The sequence below is a fragment of the Flavobacterium undicola genome (assembly GCF_009909155.2).
Lineage (GTDB): Bacteria > Bacteroidota > Bacteroidia > Flavobacteriales > Flavobacteriaceae > Flavobacterium > Flavobacterium undicola.
Window position 1 is genome coordinate 90857 of sequence record NZ_JAAAPM020000004.1, and the last position, 24306, is coordinate 115162.

The following is a 24306-nucleotide window of genomic DNA, read 5'->3' on the forward strand; positions in this document are numbered from 1 at the left end:
CAAAAAAATAATTGTATTTTTATAAAATATTAGTCTAATTCAAAAACAAAGCCTTGAAGTACTATTACTTTTTTTTAGTTTTCACCTTATTTAATTCCTGTCAATACTTCGAAAAGCAAGTGCCGTCAGAAAAAGAATTATTGCAAAAGGAATTGAAAGCGATTAACTGGAAAGAGGTTGACGAATATCCTTCGTTCGTAGATTGTGATAAATTAGAAGAGAAAACACAGCGTCAACAATGCTTTTTTGATTATTTAACCCAGCTCATACAGGAAAAATTACGTGTAGATACGCTTTCGGCTTTGTATCCTGAACTCGATACAATTGAAGTCAAAGTGACTGTTTTTCCTAACTCTAAAATGCAATTCGAACCGCAATTCCCTAAAGATTCGGTTGCTTATGACACCATTAAAATCGACAGTATACTTCACGCCCGATTGGTAAATTTTCCAAAAGTAAATCCAGCTATCAAACAAGGAATTCCTGTAAAAACCCAATTTATTCTTCCTGTAATTATTAAAGTGGAGTAAAATGCCTTTTACATTCTCACATCCAGCTATTATTCTTCCTTTTTTAAAAAACAAGAGTGTATCGTCAACTGCTTTGATAGTAGGGTCTATGTCGCCTGATTTAGAATATTTTTTTCGAATGAAAATTCAAAGTGAAATCGGTCATACTTTTTTAGGAATATTTTTGATTGATTTCCCTTTAGGGTTTATTATCATGATATTGTTTCATGAAATTATAAAAAAACCTTTAATAGAAAATACTCCTGAATTTTTTCAAAAAAGGTTGAGTGGGTTAAAAGAGTTAAATTGGATTGAACACTTAAAGAATAATTTTATTACGGTATTAATTTCATTCTTTTTAGGTGCTGTCTCTCATGTTTTTTGGGATTCTATGACGCATTGGAATGGGTATTTAGTAAATCATTTTCCTTTTTTTAATATAGAAATATACAGTATTCCATTATATAAAATAATTCAACATTTAAGTTCTATAATTGGGATTGGGGTGATTTCTATTTATTTTATTAAAATGCCTATTGAGAAGACGAACATAAAGAAAATCGATTTCAATTATTGGTGTTTAATTCTGTTGTTTTCAATAGTGTTTGTTGTAGTTCGTTTCTATTTTGGAACCGAATTCAATAAGATAGGTAATGCAATTGTAAGTGTTATTTCGTCAACAATTATAGCTGCCTCATTAGTTGGAGCTCTTTTTAGAAATCGAAAAGTAGTTTAAAACCTCCTTCCTTTCCATTCGTATTTCCCAAACGCAGCATACAAAGCCACACTTACACTGAAAAAAGGATAAAACAAACTGCTTAATATCAAATAGCGTATTTTGTTTTTTGTTAAAAATCGATTCGTTCTATAAATCAAAATGCTATCAATAATAAATTTTGAAAGGAATAACAAAAAGATATGTAGAAAAAGAATAAAACCCATAACCCATAACCCATAACTCAAAACAGAAACCAAATTCCCTGTAAAAACAATTAATCCTAATGCTTTCCCAAAACTACTTTGGTACGAAGTGGTCTTCGAAGCCCAGCGAACTCTTTGATAAAACAGAGCTTTCCAGTTGTCAACTGGTTTTGTGGAGACAATAGTATTTTCTGATTTTAAATAATGTACTTTTTTGGGAAATCTTGCGATGGCTTTTTGTAACAGAAAAACATCATCGCCACTGGCAATAGTATTGTTTCCTTCAAAACCATTGAGTTCTTTAAATAGTGATTTGGTATAAGCCAAATTCGCGCCATTACACATAAAAGCTTTTCCTATTCCAAAACTGCCAATGGTGGCTCCTTGTAAGCTAGCCAAATCCAGTTGCTGAAAATGGTATAAAAACGAATTGTTACATTCGTAAGTAACCGCCCCAGCAATCATAGAAACTTCATGCGTTTGAATGTAATTGTCTAAGGTTAAAAGCCAGTTTTCAGGAACTAAGCAATCGGCATCGGTAGTAATAATCCATGCGGTTTTCACTAAAGGAATAGCGGTTGTAATGGCATCTTTTTTGGGAGAATTCGAAACTCTAATATTGTCGATTATTGATATTTGGAATTTGGAATTTCTGTTTTGGAATTTCTCATCAGAATCATCATCAACCAAAATCACTTCAAATAAATCCGTTGGATAATTCATTTTCGAAATGCTTTCTAAAAGTAAGGGCAAATTTTCGGCTTCATTTCGAAAAGGAATTACAATTGTAAAGGTAGTTTTTGGCTTTAGGCCAATAGCATCGTAGTTTTTTACTTTTGTAAAACCATAAATTAAAAGCAAAATAGTTGCAAAATAAATGGATAATATGAAGAGTAGAAAAAGCATTATGCGATTCCTTTGGATTTGAAATTCAATACATAATAACTGCCAATTACCACCGGAAGCACCACATTAAGAAACCACATCAAAGTAGAAATAAAAATCACAATCCATTCGTTTATACCTAAAATTCCAAAGAAATAAACCGCAACACTCCCTTTGACAGCGAAGTCTAAAAGCTGAAAACTAGGCAAAGCAGAAGCTAAAAAATAGACACTTGAAATTGCTGCAATGAGGGTTAGGTAAGGTAAATCAACATTAAAGGCGAGAAACAAGAAATAGTATTGATGTGAGAAAACAATATAGCGACAAATCCCAAGGAAAATATTGCGTTGGTGAATGCTTTTTGGAATTTCATTAATCTTATGGATTAATTTTTCTATCGAATACCCTTTAATCGTTAGTTTTTTTATCGAAAAAAGCAAAGCCAAACCACTAATTAAAATCCCAAAAAGAATCAAAACGGCGTTTGATGTAATAATATTAAACTCCGCATTGAAATACAACAAACCAAAAAAACCAAAAATAATAGTCAAAATCATTTGGATTCCGTTGCAAATTAAGTTTAGTAAAATTACCTTTTTTGTGTCTGATTTATTGAAAAACAGGGCTTTTCCAGCATATTCGCCTACACCGTTTGGAGTAAATATTCCAGCGGTTAAAGCGGCAAGTACTTGTTGGGTTGCTTGGGCTACTGTGATTTTATGAATGTATTGCGCCAGATTTTGCCATTTTAAGATTTCGAAATAACGGTTTAAAACACTCAAAAACAAAATAAAACTGATTCCTGAAACCGACTGATTTTTTTGGAACAAAACAATAAATTTTTGCCAATCCAGTTTATCGTTATTCGCCAGCTGATCGTAAATAAAATAAAAGGCACCAGCTACAATCAAAATTTTGATTAGAAGTATGAGGAATTGTTTAGTTTTGTGAGGAATTGAAATCATGCTGCAAAGTAAAGGAAACTATTGCGAAAAAGCTATTTCACAAAGATTCACAAAGGAAGCATAAAGACACGCAGAGAAATTAAAAAACTTTGCGAATCTCTGTGGTAACTTGGCGGTACTTTGTGTAACCCAAACAAAAAATCACTTGACAAAAGAACGCATCATATTAGGGATTGACCCGGGAACAACCATAATGGGTTTTGGTTTGATACGTGTTATCAATAAAAAAATGGAGTTCGTTCAGCTTAACGAATTGCAATTGTCTAAATACGATAATCATTACCAAAAACTGAAAATCATTTTTGAACGTACTATTGAACTAATCGAGACCCATCACCCTGACGAAATTGCCATTGAAGCACCTTTTTTTGGTAAAAATGTTCAGTCGATGTTAAAGTTAGGTCGCGCACAAGGTGTGGCTATGGCGGCAGGACTTTCAAGAGATATTCCTATTACCGAATACGAACCCAAAAAAATAAAAATGGCAATTACCGGAAACGGAAATGCCAGTAAAGAACAAGTTGCTAAAATGCTGCAACAGCTTTTAGGTTTGAAGGAACTACCTAAAAACCTCGATTCCACAGATGGTTTGGCGGCTGCAGTTTGTCATTTTTTTAATTCTGGAAAAGTGGTGGCAGGGAAAGGTTATTCGGGTTGGGATGCTTTTGTGAAACAGAATGAAGAAAGAGTCAAGAAATAGTGGTCAGTGGTCAGGTTTTTAGTGATCAGTTGTGTTGGTGTTGAAAGTAATCAGATTTTTAGTGATCAGTTTATCTGCTGAATACTAAAAACCTGAACACTGAATACTAATTAGAGGAATATAGAGTTCAATTTTAAAAAGTATATATGAGATTTCAAGATTTGTTAGCTTATAAAAAAATCATTTGCTTTGGCAATGAAGATTTTTGAAATAACACAGAAATTCCCAAAGGAAGAAACCTATTCATTAACAGATCAAATTAGACGTTCTTCAAGAAGCGTTCCTGTTACTATTGCAGAAGCGTATAGAAAGAGAATTTATCCTAGACATTTTCACAGTAAATTGACCGATTCTGACAGCGAAAATTCAGAAACACAAGTTTGGTTAGAGTTTGCATTTGCTTGTAAATATATATCCGAGACAATTTATCAAGAGCTTACTTCGGAAAGCTTAGAAATTGGAAAACTAATTAATTATATGATATTAAATCCAGAGAAATTTGGAGTAAAAAAAGAGTAAAAATGTAGTGGTCATTCATCAGATTTTTAGTGGTCAGTTATCCTGAATACTAAAAAACTGAAAACTGAATACTTTTCAAGACTGATTACTAAAAAACTGAACACTGAATACTAATCTATGAGCGGCATATATATTCATATCCCTTTTTGCAAGCAAGCTTGCCATTATTGCGATTTTCATTTTTCGACTTCAATGAAGAAGAAAGATGAGATGGTTTTGGCTTTGGCAAAAGAAATTCAGTTGCGCAAAAATGAGTTTGAGAATGAAGTTATCGAAACCATTTATTTTGGAGGAGGAACACCCTCGGTATTGCAGATTGCAGATTTAAGATTTCTGATTGAAACAGTTTATGCAAATTATAAAGTTGTCGAAAACCCAGAAATTACGCTTGAAGCTAATCCAGATGATTTATCTAAAGAACGAATTATTGAATTATCGAAAACTCCAATAAACCGTCTGTCCATCGGAATTCAATCTTTCTTTGAAGATGATTTGAAAATGATGAATCGCGCACACAATTCGGCGGAAGCCAAAAAATGTCTGGAAGTAGCGACAAAATATTTTGATAATATTTCGCTGGATTTGATTTATGGTGTTCCTGGAATGAGCAACGAAAAATGGAAACAAAATATAGAAACCGCTTTGAGTTTTGGGATTCCGCATATTTCGAGTTATGCCTTGACGGTAGAACCTAAAACAGCCTTGAATAAATTGATTCAAACGGGGAAAATTGCAGAACCAAAAGATGAGGTGGCTTCAGCACATTTTATGATTTTGGTCGAGACACTCGAATCCAACGGATTTGTTCATTATGAGTTGTCGAATTTTGGCAAACCAGATTACTTTTCTAAAAACAATTCGGCTTATTGGTTGGGTAAAAAATACATCGGAATTGGGCCTTCGGCACACAGTTATGATGGGATTTCCAGAAGTTGGAATGTGGCTAACAATGCACTTTATTTGAAATCCATTCAGGAAAACAAACTTCCGAATGAAACTGAAATTCTTTCCATTGCTGATCGCTACAATGAATATATTATGACGGGTTTGCGAACTATTTGGGGCGTTTCGTTGGATAGAATTCAAGCTGAATTTGGACAAGATTATTTGGATTATTTATTAAAACAAGCAGATAAATTCTTAAACGATGATTTGCTTTTTGTTGAAAATAATATCCTAAAACCAACTAAAAAAGGAAAGTTTTTGACGGATGGAATTGCGAGTGATTTGTTTTATTTAAATTTGGAATAATTTAACCACTAAGAACACAAAGAAGGCATAATGGCCACAAAGCTTTGTGTACTTAGCGTTAAGCTTAGTGCTCTTTGTGTTTAAAAACTATGAAAGCAAAAATCAACAACTTTTTTATATAAAATATGATTATCGTTTCTACAGATAAAACCAAATTTGACATTCCTTTTATCCATAATTTTCTAAAGGATATCTATTGGTCAGCACCCAGAACTATTGAAGAAGTACAAATTTGTATTGCAAATTCCTTTTGTTTTGGAATCTATCTTGATGACAAGCAAATTGGTTTTGCACGTGTTATTACAGATTATGTGGTTTTTGCGTATTTGATGGATGTTTTTATTGACGAAAAGTATAGAGGAAATGGTTATTCGTCTATTCTGATTGACGCCATGATGAACGAGCCAGAATTAAAAGAGATTAAAATTTGGAGATTAGCCACGACAGATGCTCATTTTTTATATCAAAAATTTGGATTCAATTCGTTGGCACACCCAGAGAAATTAATGGAAAAAATAGTGATATGAACTTAGAAACTTTTTATGAATATTGCCTTTCTAAAAAAGGAGTGACAGAACATTTTCCTTTTGATGAGGATACTTTGGTTTTTAAAGTAGGAGGTAAAATCTTTGCTTTATCGTCATTAAAACAATGGGAATTAGGAACTCCATCTGTTAATTTAAAGTGCAATCCTGATTTAGCAAAAGAATGGAGAGCACAATTTGAAGCTGTTCAACCTGGTTTTCACATGAATAAAAACCATTGGAATACGGTTGCTATCAATTCAGAAGTTTCTGATTCGTTTTTGAAAGAGATGATGGATCATTCTTATGGTTTGGTTTTTAGTAGTTTAACTAAGGTAAATCAAAAAAGTATATTAGATTTAGATTAGCTTTTTTGTAGATTTTAAAACCCAGTTATTCCTTTTATAGTAATTTACTTGGTGTTTTATTAGAGTAAGAAACAAAAGTGTACAAAATTTGTTTTTTAAAATTTAATTCCTCACATTTGTAATGTAAACGTTTACATTTATCAAATTGTCAAATTTAAAGTCAGTAGCAGAACATTCTAAGGTTTCCATAGCCACAGTATCTAGGGTAATTAATAATGACCCAAAGGTAAGTAAAGAAACTATGCTCAAAGTTCAAGCGTCCATAGCAGCTTTAGAATACAAGCCAAATCGTGTAGCGCAAAGATTAAGAAGTACCAGCAAAAAAACAAAATTATTAGGTTTGATTATTCCAGATATTCAAAATCCTTTTTTTGTTGATGTAGTTAGAGGTGTTGAGGATTATGCTTATCAGCATAATTTTGCGGTTATGATTGGTAATTTTGGTCAGGACGAGAAAAAAGAAAAACTATACTTAGACATTCTTCAGTCTGAAAATATTGATGGTTTGATAGTTGCTCCTATTCATGGAAAAGATAAGGGAATTGAAAATTTAGTTAAAAAGAATATTCCTGTTGTTTGTATTGATAGAGGATTGACAGAGATTGATGTTGATGTTGTGAAAGTGGATAATGAGCAAGGAGCTTTTAATGCGATTGATCATTTGTTAAGTATAGGTCATAGAAAAATTGCATTTATTTCAGGTAATTTTAAAATTCCAACATATATAGAGCGTTTAGCGGGTTACAAAAGAGCCTTAAGTGACTACGGAGTTGCTTATAATGCCCATTTAGTTTTTGCAAAAGACACCGATTATAAGAGTGGATTTGAAATTGCAAATAAAATTTTAGATTTAAAGGAGAGGCCAACAGCCATTTTCTCAGGAAATAATCTATTAACATTAGGAGCTCTTGAAGCGATACATTCAAGAAATATTAAGATTCCAGAAGAGATTTCGATTATTGGTTTCGATGATATGCCATGGTCTATTTCGTTAAATCCGCCATTGAGTGCTGTTCGTCAACCGGGTTTTGATATGGGTAGAAAAGCAGCAGAGATGTTGTATGAAAGGATTCAAAATCCAAATAGTAAAAAAGAAAAAGTTATTTTAAAAACAGAATTAATATTGAGGAAATCAACTGCTCGAATAGAATAGTTTTTTTTATTTCAAAAAATGTAAACGTTTACATTTTTTGAAATAAAAGATGTTGAAGGTTATTTTGCTGTATTATAGTGTTTTATGTTAAAAGGAAAAGAATGAAAGAAATTGTAATTTTAAATCCAAATCGTGTTGTTTTCGGGGAGGGAAGCATGCAGCGGTTTGTTAGTGATTTTATAGAAAAAGGATTTAAGCGAATGTTTTTGGTAACAATTGCAGAGCTTAGAAGTACTTTGACTCCTTTTTTAGAAGAATTGAAATCACAAGGAATTGCAATTGTTACTGATGAATCTATAGTGAGTGAACCTACATTTGATGATTTCAATACCATTTTGGGAAAAGCAATTGCTTTTAATGCGGATAGTGTTGTAGGTATTGGAGGAGGAAGCGTGTTAGATGTAGCTAAGTTAGTTGCAGCTCAGCTAAAAAATTCACAGACCTTAGATGAAATAAAAGGAATTGGGAATCTTAAAGAGCGAAAAACCTATGTAGCTTGTATACCAACAACTTCCGGAACAGGAAGTGAGGTTTCTCCAAATGCTATTTTTGTAAATAATCAAGGAGAAAAAGTAGGGATTATAAGTCCGTTTTTAGTTCCTGATGCTGCTTATATTGATCCCGTTTTGACAGTATCTTTGCCTAGAAATATTACAGCTGCAACAGGAATTGATGCTTTGACACATTGTTTAGAAGCATATACCAATAAATTTGCGCATCCTTTTGTGGATTTGTATGCTTTAGAAGGGGTTCGCATTATTGCAAAATACTTAAAAAGAGCTTGCGATGATGGAACTGATTTAGAAGCCAGAAGTCAAGTGGCTTTAGGAAGTATGTATGGAGGTATGTGTCTTGGTCCGGTTAATACGGCCGCAGTTCATGCTTTATCTTATCCTTTAGGTGTAGAATATCATATCCCGCACGGATTGTCAAATGCGTTGTTGTTGCCTTCTGTAATGGAGTACAATATCGAAGCTAATGCCAGTAAATATGAACGAATAGCGGAAGTTTTAGGGGCAGAGAAGAAAAACAGCTCTAGAGAAACAGCCTTAGAAGGAGTGAAAATCATGAAACAATTGATTGACGATTGTGGTTTGCCAACTGGCTTAGGTCAGGCAGGTGTGAAAGAGGAATCTATCGCTAAATTAGCAGAAGAAGCTATTAAAGTACAACGATTATTGAAAAATAATATTAGAGAAATTGCTGTTAGTGATGCAGTTGCTATTTATAAATCAGCTTTTTAGTAAAATAAAATGAAGAATATAAAAAAATATAGTGGAGTTGTAGTGCCAATGGTAACGCCTTTGCGCGCTGATTTGAGTATTGATTTAGATGCTGTAACCGTCTTGGTTAATCATTTAATTGAGGGTGGTTGTCATCCTTTTGTACTAGGAACTACTGGAGAATCAAGCTCTATTTCTTTCGAAAGTAAATTAGCCTTGGTTAAAAAAACAGTAGAAGTAGCTAAAGGAAAAGCCACGATTTATGCTGGGATTTCCGGGAATTGTTTCCAAGAATCTTTAGATCAAACTAAAGTTTACACTGATTTAGGAGTTGATGTTCTTGTTGCTCACGTTCCTTATTATTATCCGTTAAGCCAAAATCATATTTTAAATTATTTTAACCAATTAGCATCGGCAGTTTCGTTGCCATTGATTGTTTATAATATGCCAATGACAACCAATATGTCTATTGATTTAGAAATAGTTGATGCTTTGAGTAAGCACCCAAATATCGTTGGTTATAAAGAATCTGAAAGAGGCGAAGAACGCATGGCAAAAGCAATCGGACTTTGGAAAAACCGTGAAGATTTCTCTTATTTATTAGGTTGGGCAGTTAAATCCTATGAAGGAATGTTGCTGGGAGCTGATGGATTAGTGCCAAGTACTGGAAACTTAACACCGCAATTGTATAGCACGATTTACGAAAGTGTTTTGGCAGGAAATAATGAAGCTGCGCAAAAAGCACAGGAAAAAAGTGATGCCATTTCTAAGGTGTATCAGGAAAATCAAATAGTGACTAATGCCATACCAATACTCAAAACGATGTTAGCACATTACAATCTTTGTAAGAATGAAGTATTGTTGCCAATGTTAAAAGTCAATACGATCAATGAGCAAGAAATTCAAGCAAAAATAACTGAATTTGGAAACGATTTAAAAAGCTTAAACACAATTTAATAATGGGGAATAGAAAGCCAATATTAGGGATAACGATGGGAGATCCCGCAAGTATAGGACCCGAAGTTGCCGTAAAAGCTTTATTAGATTCTACTATTTATGAAGTGTGCCAACCTGTTTTAGTAGGTGAAGCCGATGTTTTTGAACAGGCAATTCAGTTTTGCGGATTGGATTTAAAAATAAATAGAATCTCAAAAATTGCTGATGCCAAATTTGAAAAAGGCACAGCAGATGTTTTTGATTTGAATTACATGAATATCGCCGATTTAAAGATGGGCGAAATCACAGCCGAAGCAGGCGATGTGGCTTTTAGAACCGTTGTTAAAAATATCGAATTGGCTTTAGCCGGAGAAATTGACGGAACGGTTACAGGTCCCATAAACAAAGAATCGATTCAAAAAGCAGCTCATGTTTTTGCAGGCCATACTGAAATATACGCCCATTATACCGATACTAAAAAATACGGAATGTTATTGGTGGAAGAAAATCTAAGAGTCATCCACGTTTCAACCCATGTTTCTTTGAGACAAGCTTGTGACTTGGTTAAAAAAGATAGAATTTTGGAATGTATTTTCCTTATTGATGATGCCTGTAAAAAGTTAGGAATTGCAAATCCTAAAATTGGCGTTGCAGGATTGAATCCGCATGCGAGTGATGGAGGACTTTTTGGTTATGAAGAGGAGCAAGAAATACTTCCGGCAGTTCAAGAAGCTTTAAAAAGAGGATTCAATGTAGAAGGGCCAATTCCTGCCGATACGTTGTTCCCTAAAGCAATTGGAGGTGTTTATGATGGTTGTGTGGCGATGTATCACGACCAGGGACACATTCCTTTTAAAACAATAGGATTCAATTGGGATCAAGCCAAAGGACAAATGAAAAGTGTAAGAGGAGTAAACATTACGTTAGGGCTTCCTATAATTAGAACTTCAGTTGATCACGGGACTGCGATGGAAATTGCAGGAAAAGGAATAGCAAGTCCGGACGCTATGGTTCTTGCCATAGAATATGCGGCAAGATTACATAGAAATAAACAAGATAATCTATAGAAAATGATAGCAGTTATATCAGATGATTTTACAGGTGCTGCCGAAATAGGCGGAATAGCTCTTCGCAACGGATTTAGCGTTACGATAGATACTAGTGTAAATTCAAATTATGACTGTGATGTTTTAGTAATAGCAACAAATACACGCTCTTTGTGTAAAGCTGATGCTCAAAAACAGATTAAAAAAGTTACTCAAGAGCTACTTAAATTAAATCCCGATTTTATTTATAAAAAAACCGATTCATTACTTCGTGGAAAAGTAGGGGATGAACTCATAGCTCAACTGGAAGTTTCCGGAAAGAAAAAAGTATTACTAGTTCCTGCAAATCCTTTATTGCATCGAACTATTGTGGATGGTGTTTATTATATAAATAAAATTCCGCTGATGGAATCTAATTTTTTTGGTGACGATTTTGCTAAAGGCGCAACATCAAATGTTTTAGATATGATTGGTAATGATTATAAAGACCAATCTTTTTCAATTTCTCTAGGGCAGGAAATGCCTCACGAAGGATTTATCATTGGGAATACTTTGACCAATGAGGATTTGATGGCTTGGGCTAATTTGATTGATGAAACCATGTTACCAGCAGGTGGAGCCAGTTTTTTTAATGCAATTTTAAGAAAAATTAAATCAGAAAGAAAAAAAACAGTATCTTCCCTCACGTTTGGCAAAAAAGCCTTGTATTTATGCGGTAGTAATTATCAGCCTAGTAGAGAGGTGGTTAGGAAGGCGAAAGAAAATGGCGCTTGTGTTTCTTATATGCCGAGTACTATTTTTTGTGCTAATAATTACGAGGAAATTATACAAAAATGGTCAAATGAAATTATTAAAATTATTCAGAAGAAAGATAAGGTTGTTATAGCTATAGATGAGTTAGAATGTGAAGGTGTAGAGGATGTCTCTAATAAAATTAATGATATATTTGGAGTGTTAATAAAAAAAGTGCTTGAAAAAGTAAGTTTGGAAGAATTATTGATAGAAGGAGGTGCTACAGCCTATTCGATAATTGAACATTTAGGATATAAAAAATTTTACCCGGAGCAAGAACTATCTCAAGGTGTAATAAGGATGGAGATTGAGCAAACAAATAAAATGCATTTAACCCTAAAACCCGGAAGTTATCAATGGACTAAGTCTATTTGGAAATTTTAAAATTATAAAGCATGAATGAATCTTCGTTACACCTTATTGACTACTTAATAATAATTTTATCTTTATTAGTTACCCTGGGAGTTGGAGTAAAGTATTCAGGAAAAAACACTAATACACAACAATATTTTGCAGCAGGGGGGAATATTCCGGCTTGGGCTATTGGAATGTCAATTTTTGCAACTTTAATCAGTAGTGTAACATTTTTAGCATACCCAGGCGAAGGTTATAAATCCAATTGGATATTACTCATCCAAGGTTTTATGGTGCCGGTAGTTCTTCTTTTTTCAATACGATTTATTGTGCCTTTATACCGTAACGTGATTGGATTGAGTGCCTATGAATATTTCGAAAAAAGATTCGGTTATTTGGCAAGAGTTTATGGTTCTTTAGGATTCATTTTTGCCCATTTTTCAAAAATGGGATCTGTATTATATCTATTATCATTAGCGTTGACTTCAATGACGGGTATAGATCCATTAATCATACTTTGGGTCATAGGAATTGCAATTATATTGATTACCCTTTTAGGAGGAATGGAAGCCGTAATTTGGTTAGATGTTATCCAGGGATTTTTACTTATTTTAGGAGGATTAGTAGCCATCGGAGTCATTATTTTCAAGACTGATGGTGGGCTTAGTGCCATTGTAAATTATGCCGTTGATCATGATAAAATTGGATTCGGTCCTTTTAATTGGGATTTTGTGAATCTTACTTTTTGGGTTATGTCTATTAATGGTTTATTTTATGCCATACAAAAATACGGAGCCGATCAGACTATTGTACAAAGGTATCTTACAGCAAAATCAGATAAAGAAGCCATAAGAGGTTCAATCATTGGAATAGCAATTACGGTGCCTATATGGACTCTTTTTATGTTTATTGGAACGGCATTGTTCTCTTTTTATGCCATAAATAATTTAGAGTTACCCGTAGGAATAAAACCAGATGCTGTTTTTCCGTTTTTTATAACAACTCAACTACCTCCGGGACTAATCGGATTAATATTATCCGCACTTATTGCAGCGGCTATTTCCAGTTTAGATGCCGATTTGAATTCTTTGGCAGCAGTAGGAGTAGATGATTATTATAAGCGATTAATGCCTAATAGTTCGGGAAAACAACAGCTTAGTTTTGGGAAATTATTAGTTGTTATTGCTGGTATTGGAGCGATTTCAGTGGCTACTATTTATATAAAATTAGGAAGTGGAGTTGGAATATTATCCACCGTTTTTATGTTGTATGCTATCTTTTCGGGTGGAATTGCAGGAATGTTGCTGTTAGGACTTTTTGTAAATAGAGCTAATCGACAAGGTTTGAATGTGGGAATTGTAGCTTGTATGCTCTTCACCAGTTATGCTTTGTTAACATCAACTTCTACAGGAAGCGGAGCCAGTAGCCATCTTGTTTTAGATTTAGGTTCATTCAATTTTACACAACACAAATACATGTTAGGCGTTTATAGCCATTTTGTATTGTTTTTTGTAGGTTGGATTGCCAGCTATTTCTTTCCAAAGGTTGAGGTGCCTAATCATCTTACCTATTATGGTTATTTAGAGAAAAAGAGAAAAGGAATTATTTAAAAAAATAGAGTGTTAATTAAAAGCCTTAGTTGTTTAACAGAAAATAACTAAGGCTTTTTTGTGTATTTTTATACCAAATACAAACTATAATTTAGTTCAATCGTTACGGTATTATCAAAAATAATAACAAAGTAAAGCTTGAATAATTAACTTCTATTTATGAAATTAGGTATTACTTTTGTAAAGTAAAAAAGGACTATTCAACCAATATAAAATTAAGCTAAATAATGAAAGAGCAAATAAAGAAGTTTTTAAACGAAGAGCAAGATCCTAAGGCTATTGAGAAAATCACCTCAAAGTTGTATGATTTATTGATGAAGAATGAAGAAATTGGGTATATCGCAGTTCAAAAAAAACCGGCTATTACTGTTTTTCCCGATAGTATTGTTTTGACTAATAAGCGAATTATTATCTGTCAGCCTAAAAACTTAGGGCTTTCGATGGATTTTGTTGATTATACCTGGGATCAAATCGAAGGAACTTTTGTGAAAGAAAACATTCTGGGTTCAGAGTTTTCTTTTTCTACTAAAACCGATATGACAGTATCTATTGATTACATCCCGAAAATTCAAGCCCGAAAGATCTTTACTTATGCTAAGGAACAATTGGATATTCTAAAAACCGGATCAGCTCAAAACACCGTAGCTATTCCCGAAGAGTCTGTAGAGGAAATCGAAGAAATGGAAACCGAAGAGGTAACTAATTATGCTGAGATTATGCCAGCTATTCCTAATTATGCGGAGCCTATTCAAGAAAATACCACTCAATCTATTGAAAAACCAACAAGCGAATTGACACAAGACGAACTTTTTGCGAAGCTACAGAATTATAAAAAATTACTTGACAACGGATTGATTTTACAAGGAGAATATGATGCCTTCAAAAAAGAGATTTTAAGTTTGATGTAGTTATTGTAAATCATATAAAAATCAATAGAAACGGGCTTTAGCCCGTTTCAAAATTAAAATTTCTAAAAGGCTTTAGCCGAAATCTAAATACGGATTGGGCTAAAGCCTTTTTTTATACATAATCCAATCATCTGGCTAAAGCCAGACGCAATTGATAAAAATGCACAAATCTAGAAATTAGGAATCCAGTTTGAAACCTTAAGAGACATAATACGGAAATAATAATACCTCTTGAAGTTTTGTAAGATTTATTTATATATTAGCAAAAAATAGAATCTGGAGTTTGTCAGACGAATCCACCCAATTTAAGGTAGATAAGTCTGGTTTCGTCAGACCTATTATAAGTTAGGTAAGGCTGCGTACGACCCGTAAATAGAACGTTATTATGATAGACATGAATATTGATTTTTTCAAGAAACTGTATCAAAATGATATAATTTACCATTATACAAAAGCATCAACTGCAATAGACTATATTTTCTACACGAATCAATTAAGGTTTAGTAAAGTTCGAAAATCAATCGACCCTATTGAAAGTAAGAAAGCTCGTCGAGGTACTATATATTTCGAAGATACTGAATCACTTTTAAATGATCATTATACTGATGCAGATGAATTGCACAATTTTGTTAATGATTTAGAGGAAAAATTCAATTTGATCTGTTTTTGTCAGAACAATATGGGCGAAGATTTTGCAAGCAAAAATTATATTTCTAGCTTCGAAGGGCATCAAGAATTATTTGGATTTACAAAACTCCGAATGTGGGATCAATACGCCGATAATTTTGCTGGAGTTTGTATTGCATTTTCTAAACAGAAACTTCTATCACTAAATCAAACCAATCTTGAATTAGTTGAAGGTAATGTCAAATATTTGTCTTTTCAAGATTTATTGATTAAAAAACTCGGTGATATTCAAGGAGACCACTTACGAAACGTAGGTAAAGAAAAATATAAGGAGCAGTTAGAGTCGATTATAAAACAATCATTCTTTTTTAAACATATCGATTACTCTGGTGAAACCGAATACAGAATTGGAACTTTTTATGACGAATCAAAATGTGCTTTTGAAATTTTACAAGACGAATTGTTACGCGAAAATATGATGCTTAATATTTCTGGATGTGTCGAAGCAATCTTCGTTTCTAGTTACGCTAACAAAAAACAGAAAGACGAATTGCTTAGATATGCAGATAAATTGAAAGTCAAAATTATAGAGATGAAATGGGAACATAATTCATTTAAAGTATCTGACTATAGAGAATCTAATAAGTTTTTAGAAAGTCTCATTAAAAGAAAATAGTTAAATAAGCCCTAGAGAACCACTATGTTTTTTTTATTTGTATTGGAGTATGAATATTTTTGAGGAACCCTGTCAGAGTTTTAAACTCTGACAGGGTTTTAATACCAAAATAGATAGAAAAAAAGAGTATTTTATAAAGTTCTTTTTTGTTTCTCTAAAAAATTATTGGATTGCAGTTCCAGTAAATTAGTTGCATTTTTTCGTTGCAAATCATATAATTGCTTGTCTTCGGCAATATCCTGATATACTTTGTCGTGCATGGCAGCACTGGTTTTTACCAGCAAACTTCGTTGGTATTTGTCTTGTTCCAATGTGGTTTTTAAAGCAGTTTCCAAATCCTCTAACTTATAATCGTATTCACCTTTTGGAGATAATAGTTTGGCTATAATCGGGGAAGTTTCAATGGCAAGAAACAATAACATGATGAAATAGGAAGGCAGTGAGGGCAATTTACTCAGCGCATTAATTCGCGCCATCAGGCCATCAAAACCATCAATTATGGGTTGGGTTTCGGTTACTTTTTTGTCTAAATCCGCCTGAAGCGTTTTGTTCTGATTTTCTTTTTCGGCAATTTTTGCCAGATTGTTTTTTCTAATAGTGTCGAGTTCGGTTGAAGCCAAATTATGTTTGGCAATTTTTTCCTTAAAAACAGGGCCTTTTCCCAGTTTCATGGTGCCTTTGGTTCCTTCGGCTTCGGTAATATAGGTTTCGTATAAGGTGTTGACTTCTTTTTCTTTTTGGATAATTTCAGTCTTTAAAGTCGCAATTTCAGCCTTGTTTTTATCCAAATCCGATTTGAAATAATTAGCAACTTCTTTTTTATTATTCAAAGCCATGGCATTTTTTTCTTTCAATAAAACGGTGTTGATTTCCTTTTCGAAAATTTTAATTTCCAAAGGTTTCGAAATAACGATAGCGATGATGATTGCCAAAATAATTCGGGGTGTGGCTTGCAGAAATTCGCTTCCAAAACGCTCTCTTTTTCGAATAGTGGATACAATAAAACGATCCAGATTAAAAATGAGCAAACTCCAAATTACCCCAAAAGCAATTGCGGGATACACGCTGTCAAACACGGTGAAAAGTGCATAAGCACTGGCTATAAAAGCCATCACTGCGGTGAAGAAAACCGTCGCGCCAATACCTACATATTTCGTTTGTTCCCCTTCAGAGCAACCTTCCAAGAGGTTTTTGTCGGCTCCGGAACAGAGGATAAAAAATGATTTTAACATGATTGATTTTTTTAGCTTGTGTATAGATTACAAATTTAACGCCAAAAAATGAATCATAGTGTAAATAATTGATTATGTATTTATTTATGATTTTGTAAAATGAAAAAAGCTGTTCATTTTGAACAGCTTTAATCGTTTTGGGCGGGATTGTATAGAGAACAGAAAATTTACTTTTTTCTTTTTTGCTTGATCAAAAAAGAAACAAAAAAATCAAGTCTTACACTTCCTCGTCGGTCAAATTAGTTTTCGAATACTAAAAGAAAAGAAACTCGCTACGCTCAAACAGCTTTTCTTTTTGCGTATTCTTCAAACATTTGACACTCGACTGCGGAAGTTTAGGACAAGACAGGCATCGTAAAACAGTATTCCATCTAAGAACTATAAAACACAAAACCCGACATTGAATACTTGTCGGGTTTTGTGTTTCTGAAAAATATTGGATTTAAACTTCTGGAGCTCCAGCAAGGATTTCGTTATTAGCATAAGACTCAAATTTTACAAAATTTGCTTTGAATTTTTGAGCCAATTCGATTGCCTTATTATCATATAAGTTTTTGTCTTCCCAAGTGTTTCTAGGGTTTAAAATTTCGCTAGGAACTTCAGGACAGGATTCGGGAATAGCCATTTTAAAAACAGCATGATTGTGATAATTCACATTATCTAATTCACCGTTTAAAGCCGCTGTAATCATCGCACGGGTGTATTTTAATTTCATTCGGTTTCCGGTGCCGTAAGGGCCGCCAGTCCATCCTGTGTTGATTAACCAAACTTTTACATCGGCATCTTTCATTTTTTTGCTCAACATTTCGGCATATCTTGTGGGGTGCAACGGCATAAATGGCGCTCCAAAACAAGCCGAAAAATTAGGTTGAGGTTCGTTGATTCCTGCTTCGGTTCCTGCAATTTTTGCGGTATAACCCGAAATAAAATGATAAGCCGCCTGACCCGGAGTTAAGCGGGCAATAGGAGGCAGGATTCCAAATGAATCGGCAGTCAGGAAAAAGATATTTTTTGGATTTGTACCAATAGAACCCGCTTGGATATTATCGATGTGGTCAATTGGGTAGCTTACGCGAGTGTTTGGAGTGATGGAAATATCGGTGTAATCGACTTCGTTTGTTCCATTTGTGAAAACAATATTTTCTAATAATGCGCCTTTTTTAATGGCTCTAAAAATATCAGGTTCGTTTTCCAGGCTCAAGTTTACTACTTTGGCGTAGCATCCACCTTCAAAATTAAAAACAGTATTTTCGCTAGTCCAACCGTGTTCGTCGTCTCCAATTAATTTTCGGTTTGGGTCGGCAGAAAGGGTTGTTTTTCCGGTACCGGACAATCCAAAGAAAATAGCAGTTTCTCCATCTTCACCCACATTGGCACTACAATGCATAGACAACGCATTTTTGAAAACGGGAAGAATGAAGTTCAAAGCAGAGAAAATCCCTTTTTTCATTTCGCCCGTATAAGCTGTTCCACCTATGATGATGGTTTTTTGAGTAAAATTTAATATCGCAAAATTTTCATTACGCGTTCCATCTGTTGTAGGGTCGGCTAAGAAACTGGGTGCACAAATCAGTGTCCATTCAGCAATAAAATCAGCCAGTTCTTTTTCTTCCGGTCTGAGAAACATATTGTAGCAAAATAAGTTTTCCCAGGGTGTTTCAGTAATGACACGAACATTCAATCTGTAATTCGGGTCGGCACAAACATAAGCATCTCTAACAAAGATTTCTTTATTCGATAAATAGTTCGTTAGTTTAGTGTATAAAGCATCAAATTTTGCCGGTTCAAAAGGAATATTGACAGCTCCCCACCAAACTTCATTTTCAGTAATGCTGTCTTTTACAATAAAGCGATCCTGTGGCGAGCGACCTGAAAATTTCCCCGTATTGATGGCTAAGGCTCCAGTAGATGTTTCTGTACCCTCTCCACGATTCAAGGTCATTTGGTGCAATTGATCTGGCGTTAATTGATAGTGTATTTCCGCGTTTTTAATTCCGATATTTTCAAGCGAAAACAAATTTTTGACAATCATAAGGCAGCTTGTTTAGTAGTTCTTAGGTTTCTATATTAAAGATAAAACATATATTTTAGTTCCTCTTTTGAAACTCTAATTTTTATCGGACTTTTTTGTGATATTATAGAACAAAACCGCCCAGGCACTAATTAATAAAACCCCACCAATAGGCGTTACAAAACCAATTACTCTAAAGTCAATAGGAGTAAGGCCATTTGTGGCTAATAAATAGATGGAACCCGAGAATAACAGCACTCCCGAAAGCACTAGATTATAAATGATTTTTTTTGTTTTCGAATTTAAAACAGGCAGTAGCCCAATGAATAATAAAAATAAAGCGTGATACATTTGGTAGCGAACTCCCGTTTCAAAGGTGGCCAATTGTTCTATGCTGAGTACTTTTTTAAGTGCATGAGCGCCAAAAGCGCCTAAAATTATTGCAATCATTCCGAGTAAAGCCGCTGTTGAAATTGTTTTTTTATCCATTTTTGTTCTGTTTAGGTTCTACACAAAAGTATTCGAAATCAAAGGAATCCAAAAGTTTTTTGGAGGATAGTTTGCCGTTTATTATGCTAAAGTTTTGTGAATTTTTATTCGAAAAGTAGATTGATTTTTTTACCGCAAAGCAGGCAAAGTTTTTTCGCAAAGATTCGCAAAAGTTACACAGAGTTGCGCAAAGATTAAAATAATAATTTGCAACCCCGGGCGATAGCGAATAGACGAAGCAATTTGCGGTTATCTTTAACTTCTGTTATTTAAGGGCTACCATTTGTCTTAGCGCAAACATTTGCCTATTTTTGAGTTATATTTTCAAGCTATGAGAACCGTTTTAATTATTGGTGCAGGTCGATCCGCTTCATCGCTGATTCAGTATCTTTTGGAAAAATCCCAAGAAGAGCAATTGCATCTTGTAATTGCCGATTTGTCTTTGGAATTAGCTCAAAAGAAAACCAATAATCATCCTAATGCCACTCCAATTGCCTTAGATATCTTTAATGAAAAGGAGCGAAGAGCCACAATTGAAAAAGCGACTATCGTAATCTCGATGTTACCGGCACATTTACATATTGAAATTGCTAAAGATTGTCTGGTTTTTAAGAAAAATTTGGTTACCGCTTCCTATATCAGTGATGCGATGCAGGCACTGGATGCTGATGTAAAAAAGAACGGACTCATTTTTATGAACGAAATGGGCTTAGATCCCGGAATCGATCACATGAGTGCGATGAAAGTAATTGATGAAATCAGGGAAAAAGGCGGAAAAATGCTTTTGTTCGAATCTTTCTGTGGTGGACTAGTAGCTCCCGAATCGGACACCAATCTTTGGAATTACAAATTTACCTGGGCACCTCGTAATGTGGTTTTGGCAGGACAAGGAGGCGTGGCAAAGTTTATTCAGGAAGGAACGTATAAATACATTCCGTATGATTCTTTGTTCCGACGTACCGAATTTTTAGAAATAGAAGGTTACGGCCGATTTGAAGCTTATTCCAACAGGGATTCTTTAAAATACAGAAGCATTTATGGCTTAGATGCTATTCTCACTTTATTTCGCGGAACAATTCGTCGTGTTGGTTTTTCCAAAGCCTGGAATATGTTTGTGCAACTCGGCATGACCGATGATTCTTATGTCATGGAAGATTCCGAAAACATGAGTTATCGCCAATTTATCAATTCTTTTTTGCCGTATCACCCAACCGATTCGGTGGAGATAAAAACCCGTTTGATACTCAAAATCGATCAGGACGATATCATGTGGGACAAATTATTGGAGTTGGATTTATTCAACGACAAGAAAATAGTTGGACTTAAAAATGCCACTCCTGCCCAGATTTTAGAAAAAATCCTTAATGATAGTTGGAAACTTCAGCCCGATGACAAAGACATGATTGTGATGTATCACAAATTTGGTTACGAAATCGATGGCAAAAAAGTACAAATGGATTCCCAAATGGTTTGCATAGGACAAGACCAGACTTATACCGCGATGGCAAAAACCGTTGGGCTGCCTGTTGCCATGGCTACCTTATTAATCCTAAACGGAAAGATTACAACTCCCGGAGTACAACTCCCAATCCGTAAAGAAGTGTATTTACCAGTTTTGGAAGAATTGGAGCAATATGGAGTCATTTTTCATTCACAAATGCTGCCTTATTTGGGGTATAAGTATAGTTGATAATTTGGGCGTTCCCTCGTTGAAAAAATAATATTAAATTCCAGATTTTTCAACGAGGTCAGGCCGTACGCTATATCTTTTGCTTTTTTCGATATTTATCATAACCTATAAAAATAATTACAGCTATAATAAAATAAATAAAATAGGAGATTGGTTCTCCATTTCCTCCGACGGTCGTAAACATTCTGTTCCATCTAATTTTATGAATTCCTTTACCATCATTATTCCAACTTAACCAAATAAATATAGGCTTACCAACCACATGATCAAAAGGAACAAATCCCCAAAATCTTGCATCGATTGAATTGTCTCTATTGTCGCCCATCATCCAGTAATAATCTTGTTTAAAAGTATAAGTGGTGGTAAGATTACCGTCAATGAAAATTTGATTTCCTTTGATACGTAATTTATGACCTTCATATTCTGTAATTAATCGTTTATAAAGAGGTAGAATATCTACATTGATTGCAATTGTCTTTCCTTTTTCAGGAATATAAATAGGCCCGTAATAATCAGCATTCCAGTTGTAGTTGATATTGTGAGGGAATGTTTTTAAATTTCTGAATCCATTTTTGTCTTTTCTCAATTCTAGGTTTTCTATATAAGGATTGTTTTTTGCCTTACTGGCGGCTTCCTTTGTTGCTTGAACAAAATAATCTCCAGATTTAGGGTCATAAGCTATTCCGTCTGTTATGTCATATGATTTTAATAGATTGGAAACTTGTTCATAACTAGAAAATTGGGTTTTAAATTTAATAGTATAGGAGAATTGTAATTTTGCTCTATCAGGCATTTTTGATGGTTGTCCATTGATAAATACATAACCATTTTTGATTTCTAAAGTATCTCCTGAAATTCCAACACAGCGTTTTACTAAATTTGTTTTTTTGTCTATAGGTTTATAATAATTTCTATCAGGATTAAAATTATTCATATCCAAAAGAGTATCGGCCGGTTGATTAAAAACTACAATATCATTGCGTTCTATTTTTTGAATACCTGGTAATCGCATATAGGGCAATTGAAAAAGATTCTTTAATGAAGATTCTTTTTTTGAAATGTCATCATCAAATAAATACGATTTCTTTTTCAGTAAAGGAATTGTATCATGCACCATCGGTAACGCAACTGTAGTCATTGGAATTCGTGCTCCATAATGAAATTTACTTACAAATAAATAATCTCCAACCAATAATGACTTTTCTAATGATGAAGTTGGAATTGTGAAAGGCTGAATAAAATACGTATGAATAATAGTTGCAACAACAACGGCAAACAATAGCGAACTAACTGTTTCTTCTACTCCTGACTTTGGTTTTAAGTTTCGATTGGTGTTGTGTTCTAATTTATCAGAAGTATAGTTTAAATAAGCGATGTAAAATCCGAAAGTAAAGATTGCTAATAATGTGTGATATATACTGTTTTTGCCAAAACTTCGAATAGTTTCAACCCAAACTACGGCAAACATTATTAAATTTATAACAGGAATAAAAAATAAAAATACCCACCATTTAGGTCTATTAATGATTTGCATTAATATAACAGAATTATAAATTGGAATTAATGCTTCCCAAGATTTTCTGCCAGCTTTTACATATAATTTAAAAGTGCAAAAAAAATGAATAAGTTGGATAATGATGAATAATATTAAAAGCTTAGACATTTGAATAATTTAAAAGTTTTGGACAAAATTCGTTTAAATTATTGCTAATAATTACCAAATTCATGAATCTGGCAAACAAAATCATATATGATTTTTATTTTTTCATAAATAATTCTCGATAGTCAATTGCTGTAGTCTTTGTGATATTCTTGAAAGTTGTATTAAAAGAAGATATACTATTAAAACCACTTTCATAAGCAATAGCTGAAATTTTATAATTATTATAATCGGGGTTTTCTAAATATTTTTTCGCTTCTTCAACGCGATACCTTGCAATATATTGAGAGTAGTTTGTATGTTCAATTTGATTAATAATTTGAGATAGCTGCTTCGATGAAATATTCATTTTTTCTGCTAATTTCACTAAAGTTAATTCTGGGTCTAAATACAATTTATCTTTTTCCATAAATTGATTAAGTTGGTGTGAATATTCTCTTGCAATTTTTGTATTTAATGTTGAATTGGAATATTTTTCTTTTTGCATTTCAAACAGCCACAAATTTTTGTAACCTAAAACAGCCATGAAAATATTTATAAATGAAAATAAGAACGTACTACTTGGGTAAAAAGGCACTATATCAAAAAAGATGAGTATAGCATTAATAAATACTAAAATGGTTGATAGTATAAAAAAAAGCAACCACTTTTTAATTGTTTCTTGCCTTTCTAAAACAATCGTATCACTTTGGGTATTTATAAGCCAGTATAAACTATAAAAACAATAAATTAAACCATGTAAAAATAGACCCAAGTAAAAAATACTTGTGTAGGTAAAATTATTATTTGGGACAAATACACTATAAATAGTTATTAAACAAAAAGGAGTAAAATGCAAGTAATATTCTATTTTTTTTATGGAAGTATTATTATAATAGCGATGTTTAACATAAAACCAAGTATAAGGACCAATTAATAAAAACAAGCATAAAAAAAAGGCTAAAAAAGAATCAGTCATTTCATAATAATTATGAAATATTGCTTTTGTAGCACGAAGGCTTAATACTAAAAAATATAGAGATAAAAAAAGATTTGCTTTTAAACCTTTATCTTTTTTTACAAGTAGTAGTTGTATGCTAAATAAAAATCCTAAAATAACACCTATACTACTGATTAATAATTCAAAACGATTAAAAAATTCTGATTCAATATTCATGCTCGCAAATAAACTAAAATCTTAGGTATATTACAATTTATTTTTATTTATATAGAATGAAAATTATTGTTTGTGTTTTGAATATGTAATCTTCTTTCTTT

22 protein-coding genes and 1 pseudogene are annotated in these 24306 nt (G+C 33.3%); 16 read left to right on the forward strand and 7 right to left on the reverse strand.

Annotated features, from left to right (window positions below):
• Window positions 1-53: 53 nt before the first annotated feature.
• Both GTZ96_RS03705 and GTZ96_RS03710 read left to right on the forward strand, forming a co-directional pair.
• On the forward strand, window positions 54-530 hold the full coding sequence (locus tag GTZ96_RS03705; RefSeq protein ID WP_161641243.1) for a hypothetical protein: 477 nt from the start codon (window positions 54-56) through the stop codon (window positions 528-530).
• Window position 531: 1 nt separating this feature from the next.
• Complete coding sequence (locus GTZ96_RS03710; RefSeq protein WP_161641244.1) at window positions 532-1245, forward strand: DUF4184 family protein; 714 nt, start codon at window positions 532-534, stop codon at window positions 1243-1245.
• On the opposite strand, the gene GTZ96_RS03715 is transcribed toward GTZ96_RS03710, so the two are convergent.
• Both GTZ96_RS03715 and GTZ96_RS03720 read right to left on the reverse strand, forming a co-directional pair.
• Window positions 1242-2336: a glycosyltransferase family 2 protein gene (locus GTZ96_RS03715; RefSeq protein ID WP_161641245.1), complete on the reverse strand. Its 1095-nt coding sequence runs from the start codon at window positions 2334-2336 to the stop codon at window positions 1242-1244. The genes GTZ96_RS03710 and GTZ96_RS03715 overlap by 4 nt on opposite strands.
• Window positions 2336-3280, reverse strand: a complete 945-nt coding sequence (locus GTZ96_RS03720; RefSeq protein WP_161641246.1) for a lysylphosphatidylglycerol synthase domain-containing protein — start codon at window positions 3278-3280, stop codon at window positions 2336-2338. Before GTZ96_RS03720 ends, GTZ96_RS03715 begins: the two co-directional genes overlap by 1 nt.
• 145 nt (window positions 3281-3425) lie before the next feature.
• Here GTZ96_RS03720 and ruvC point away from each other — a divergent pair, with 145 nt between their 5' ends.
• The 13 genes and pseudogenes from ruvC (at window position 3426) to GTZ96_RS03785 (ending at window position 15967) form a co-directional block, all read left to right on the forward strand.
• On the forward strand, window positions 3426-3980 hold the full coding sequence (gene ruvC, locus GTZ96_RS03725) for a crossover junction endodeoxyribonuclease RuvC (protein ID WP_161641247.1): 555 nt from the start codon (window positions 3426-3428) through the stop codon (window positions 3978-3980).
• Window positions 3981-4126: 146 nt separating this feature from the next.
• A pseudogene (locus GTZ96_RS03730) lies at window positions 4127-4499 on the forward strand (four helix bundle protein).
• Between the two features lie 117 nt (window positions 4500-4616).
• Entirely contained in the window at window positions 4617-5750 is a 1134-nt protein-coding gene (gene hemW / locus GTZ96_RS03735; protein ID WP_161641248.1) for a radical SAM family heme chaperone HemW, read from the forward strand.
• Between the two features lie 125 nt (window positions 5751-5875).
• Window positions 5876-6277 carry a GNAT family N-acetyltransferase gene (locus GTZ96_RS03740; protein WP_161641249.1) on the forward strand — a complete coding sequence of 134 codons (402 nt, stop codon included), beginning with the start codon at window positions 5876-5878 and terminating at the stop codon, window positions 6275-6277.
• On the forward strand, window positions 6274-6642 hold the full coding sequence (locus tag GTZ96_RS03745; protein WP_161641250.1) for an MmcQ/YjbR family DNA-binding protein: 369 nt from the start codon (window positions 6274-6276) through the stop codon (window positions 6640-6642). Before GTZ96_RS03740 ends, GTZ96_RS03745 begins: the two co-directional genes overlap by 4 nt.
• A 145-nt stretch (window positions 6643-6787) precedes the next feature.
• A complete protein-coding gene (locus tag GTZ96_RS03750; protein ID WP_161641251.1) occupies window positions 6788-7795 on the forward strand; it encodes a LacI family DNA-binding transcriptional regulator in 1008 nt (335 codons plus the stop codon).
• 101 nt (window positions 7796-7896) lie between these two features.
• A complete protein-coding gene (locus GTZ96_RS03755) occupies window positions 7897-9039 on the forward strand; it encodes an iron-containing alcohol dehydrogenase (protein ID WP_161641252.1) in 1143 nt (380 codons plus the stop codon).
• A 9-nt stretch (window positions 9040-9048) separates the two neighbouring features.
• Entirely contained in the window at window positions 9049-9975 is a 927-nt protein-coding gene (locus GTZ96_RS03760) for a dihydrodipicolinate synthase family protein (protein ID WP_161641253.1), read from the forward strand.
• Between the two features lie 2 nt (window positions 9976-9977).
• A complete protein-coding gene (pdxA, locus tag GTZ96_RS03765; protein WP_207720137.1) occupies window positions 9978-11021 on the forward strand; it encodes a 4-hydroxythreonine-4-phosphate dehydrogenase PdxA in 1044 nt (347 codons plus the stop codon).
• Between the two features lie 3 nt (window positions 11022-11024).
• Window positions 11025-12176 carry a four-carbon acid sugar kinase family protein gene (locus tag GTZ96_RS03770; protein WP_161641255.1) on the forward strand — a complete coding sequence of 384 codons (1152 nt, stop codon included), beginning with the start codon at window positions 11025-11027 and terminating at the stop codon, window positions 12174-12176.
• An 11-nt stretch (window positions 12177-12187) separates the two neighbouring features.
• Window positions 12188-13756, forward strand: a complete 1569-nt coding sequence (locus GTZ96_RS03775; protein WP_161641256.1) for a sodium:solute symporter — start codon at window positions 12188-12190, stop codon at window positions 13754-13756.
• 227 nt (window positions 13757-13983) lie between these two features.
• A complete protein-coding gene (locus GTZ96_RS03780; protein ID WP_161641257.1) occupies window positions 13984-14664 on the forward strand; it encodes a PH domain-containing protein in 681 nt (226 codons plus the stop codon).
• A gap of 385 nt (window positions 14665-15049) precedes the next feature.
• Window positions 15050-15967, forward strand: coding sequence for a DUF2971 domain-containing protein (locus GTZ96_RS03785; protein WP_161641258.1), 918 nt, complete (start codon window positions 15050-15052; stop codon window positions 15965-15967).
• 131 nt (window positions 15968-16098) lie between these two features.
• Here the strand turns inward: GTZ96_RS03785 and GTZ96_RS03790 are convergent, their stop codons facing one another.
• The 3 genes from GTZ96_RS03790 to GTZ96_RS03800 all read right to left on the reverse strand — a co-directional run bounded on the left by GTZ96_RS03790 (window position 16099) and on the right by GTZ96_RS03800 (window position 19699).
• Window positions 16099-17199 (reverse strand): DUF4407 domain-containing protein, encoded by a 1101-nt coding sequence (locus GTZ96_RS03790; RefSeq protein ID WP_161641259.1) that lies wholly within the window; start codon window positions 17197-17199, stop codon window positions 16099-16101.
• 442 nt (window positions 17200-17641) lie between these two features.
• Window positions 17642-19231: a phosphoenolpyruvate carboxykinase (ATP) gene (gene pckA, locus GTZ96_RS03795; RefSeq protein ID WP_161641260.1), complete on the reverse strand. Its 1590-nt coding sequence runs from the start codon at window positions 19229-19231 to the stop codon at window positions 17642-17644.
• A 75-nt stretch (window positions 19232-19306) separates the two neighbouring features.
• Window positions 19307-19699 (reverse strand): DUF423 domain-containing protein, encoded by a 393-nt coding sequence (locus GTZ96_RS03800; RefSeq protein WP_161641261.1) that lies wholly within the window; start codon window positions 19697-19699, stop codon window positions 19307-19309.
• A gap of 331 nt (window positions 19700-20030) precedes the next feature.
• Between GTZ96_RS03800 and GTZ96_RS03805 the strand changes: the two genes are divergently transcribed.
• Window positions 20031-21389, forward strand: a complete 1359-nt coding sequence (locus tag GTZ96_RS03805) for a saccharopine dehydrogenase family protein (protein ID WP_161641262.1) — start codon at window positions 20031-20033, stop codon at window positions 21387-21389.
• Between the two features lie 70 nt (window positions 21390-21459).
• Here the strand turns inward: GTZ96_RS03805 and lepB are convergent, their stop codons facing one another.
• Together lepB and GTZ96_RS03815 are read right to left on the reverse strand one after the other, a co-directional pair.
• Window positions 21460-23052: a signal peptidase I gene (lepB, locus tag GTZ96_RS03810; RefSeq protein ID WP_161641263.1), complete on the reverse strand. Its 1593-nt coding sequence runs from the start codon at window positions 23050-23052 to the stop codon at window positions 21460-21462.
• A gap of 94 nt (window positions 23053-23146) precedes the next feature.
• Window positions 23147-24205, reverse strand: coding sequence for a helix-turn-helix domain-containing protein (locus GTZ96_RS03815; protein WP_161641264.1), 1059 nt, complete (start codon window positions 24203-24205; stop codon window positions 23147-23149).
• Window positions 24206-24306: the final 101 nt, after the last annotated feature.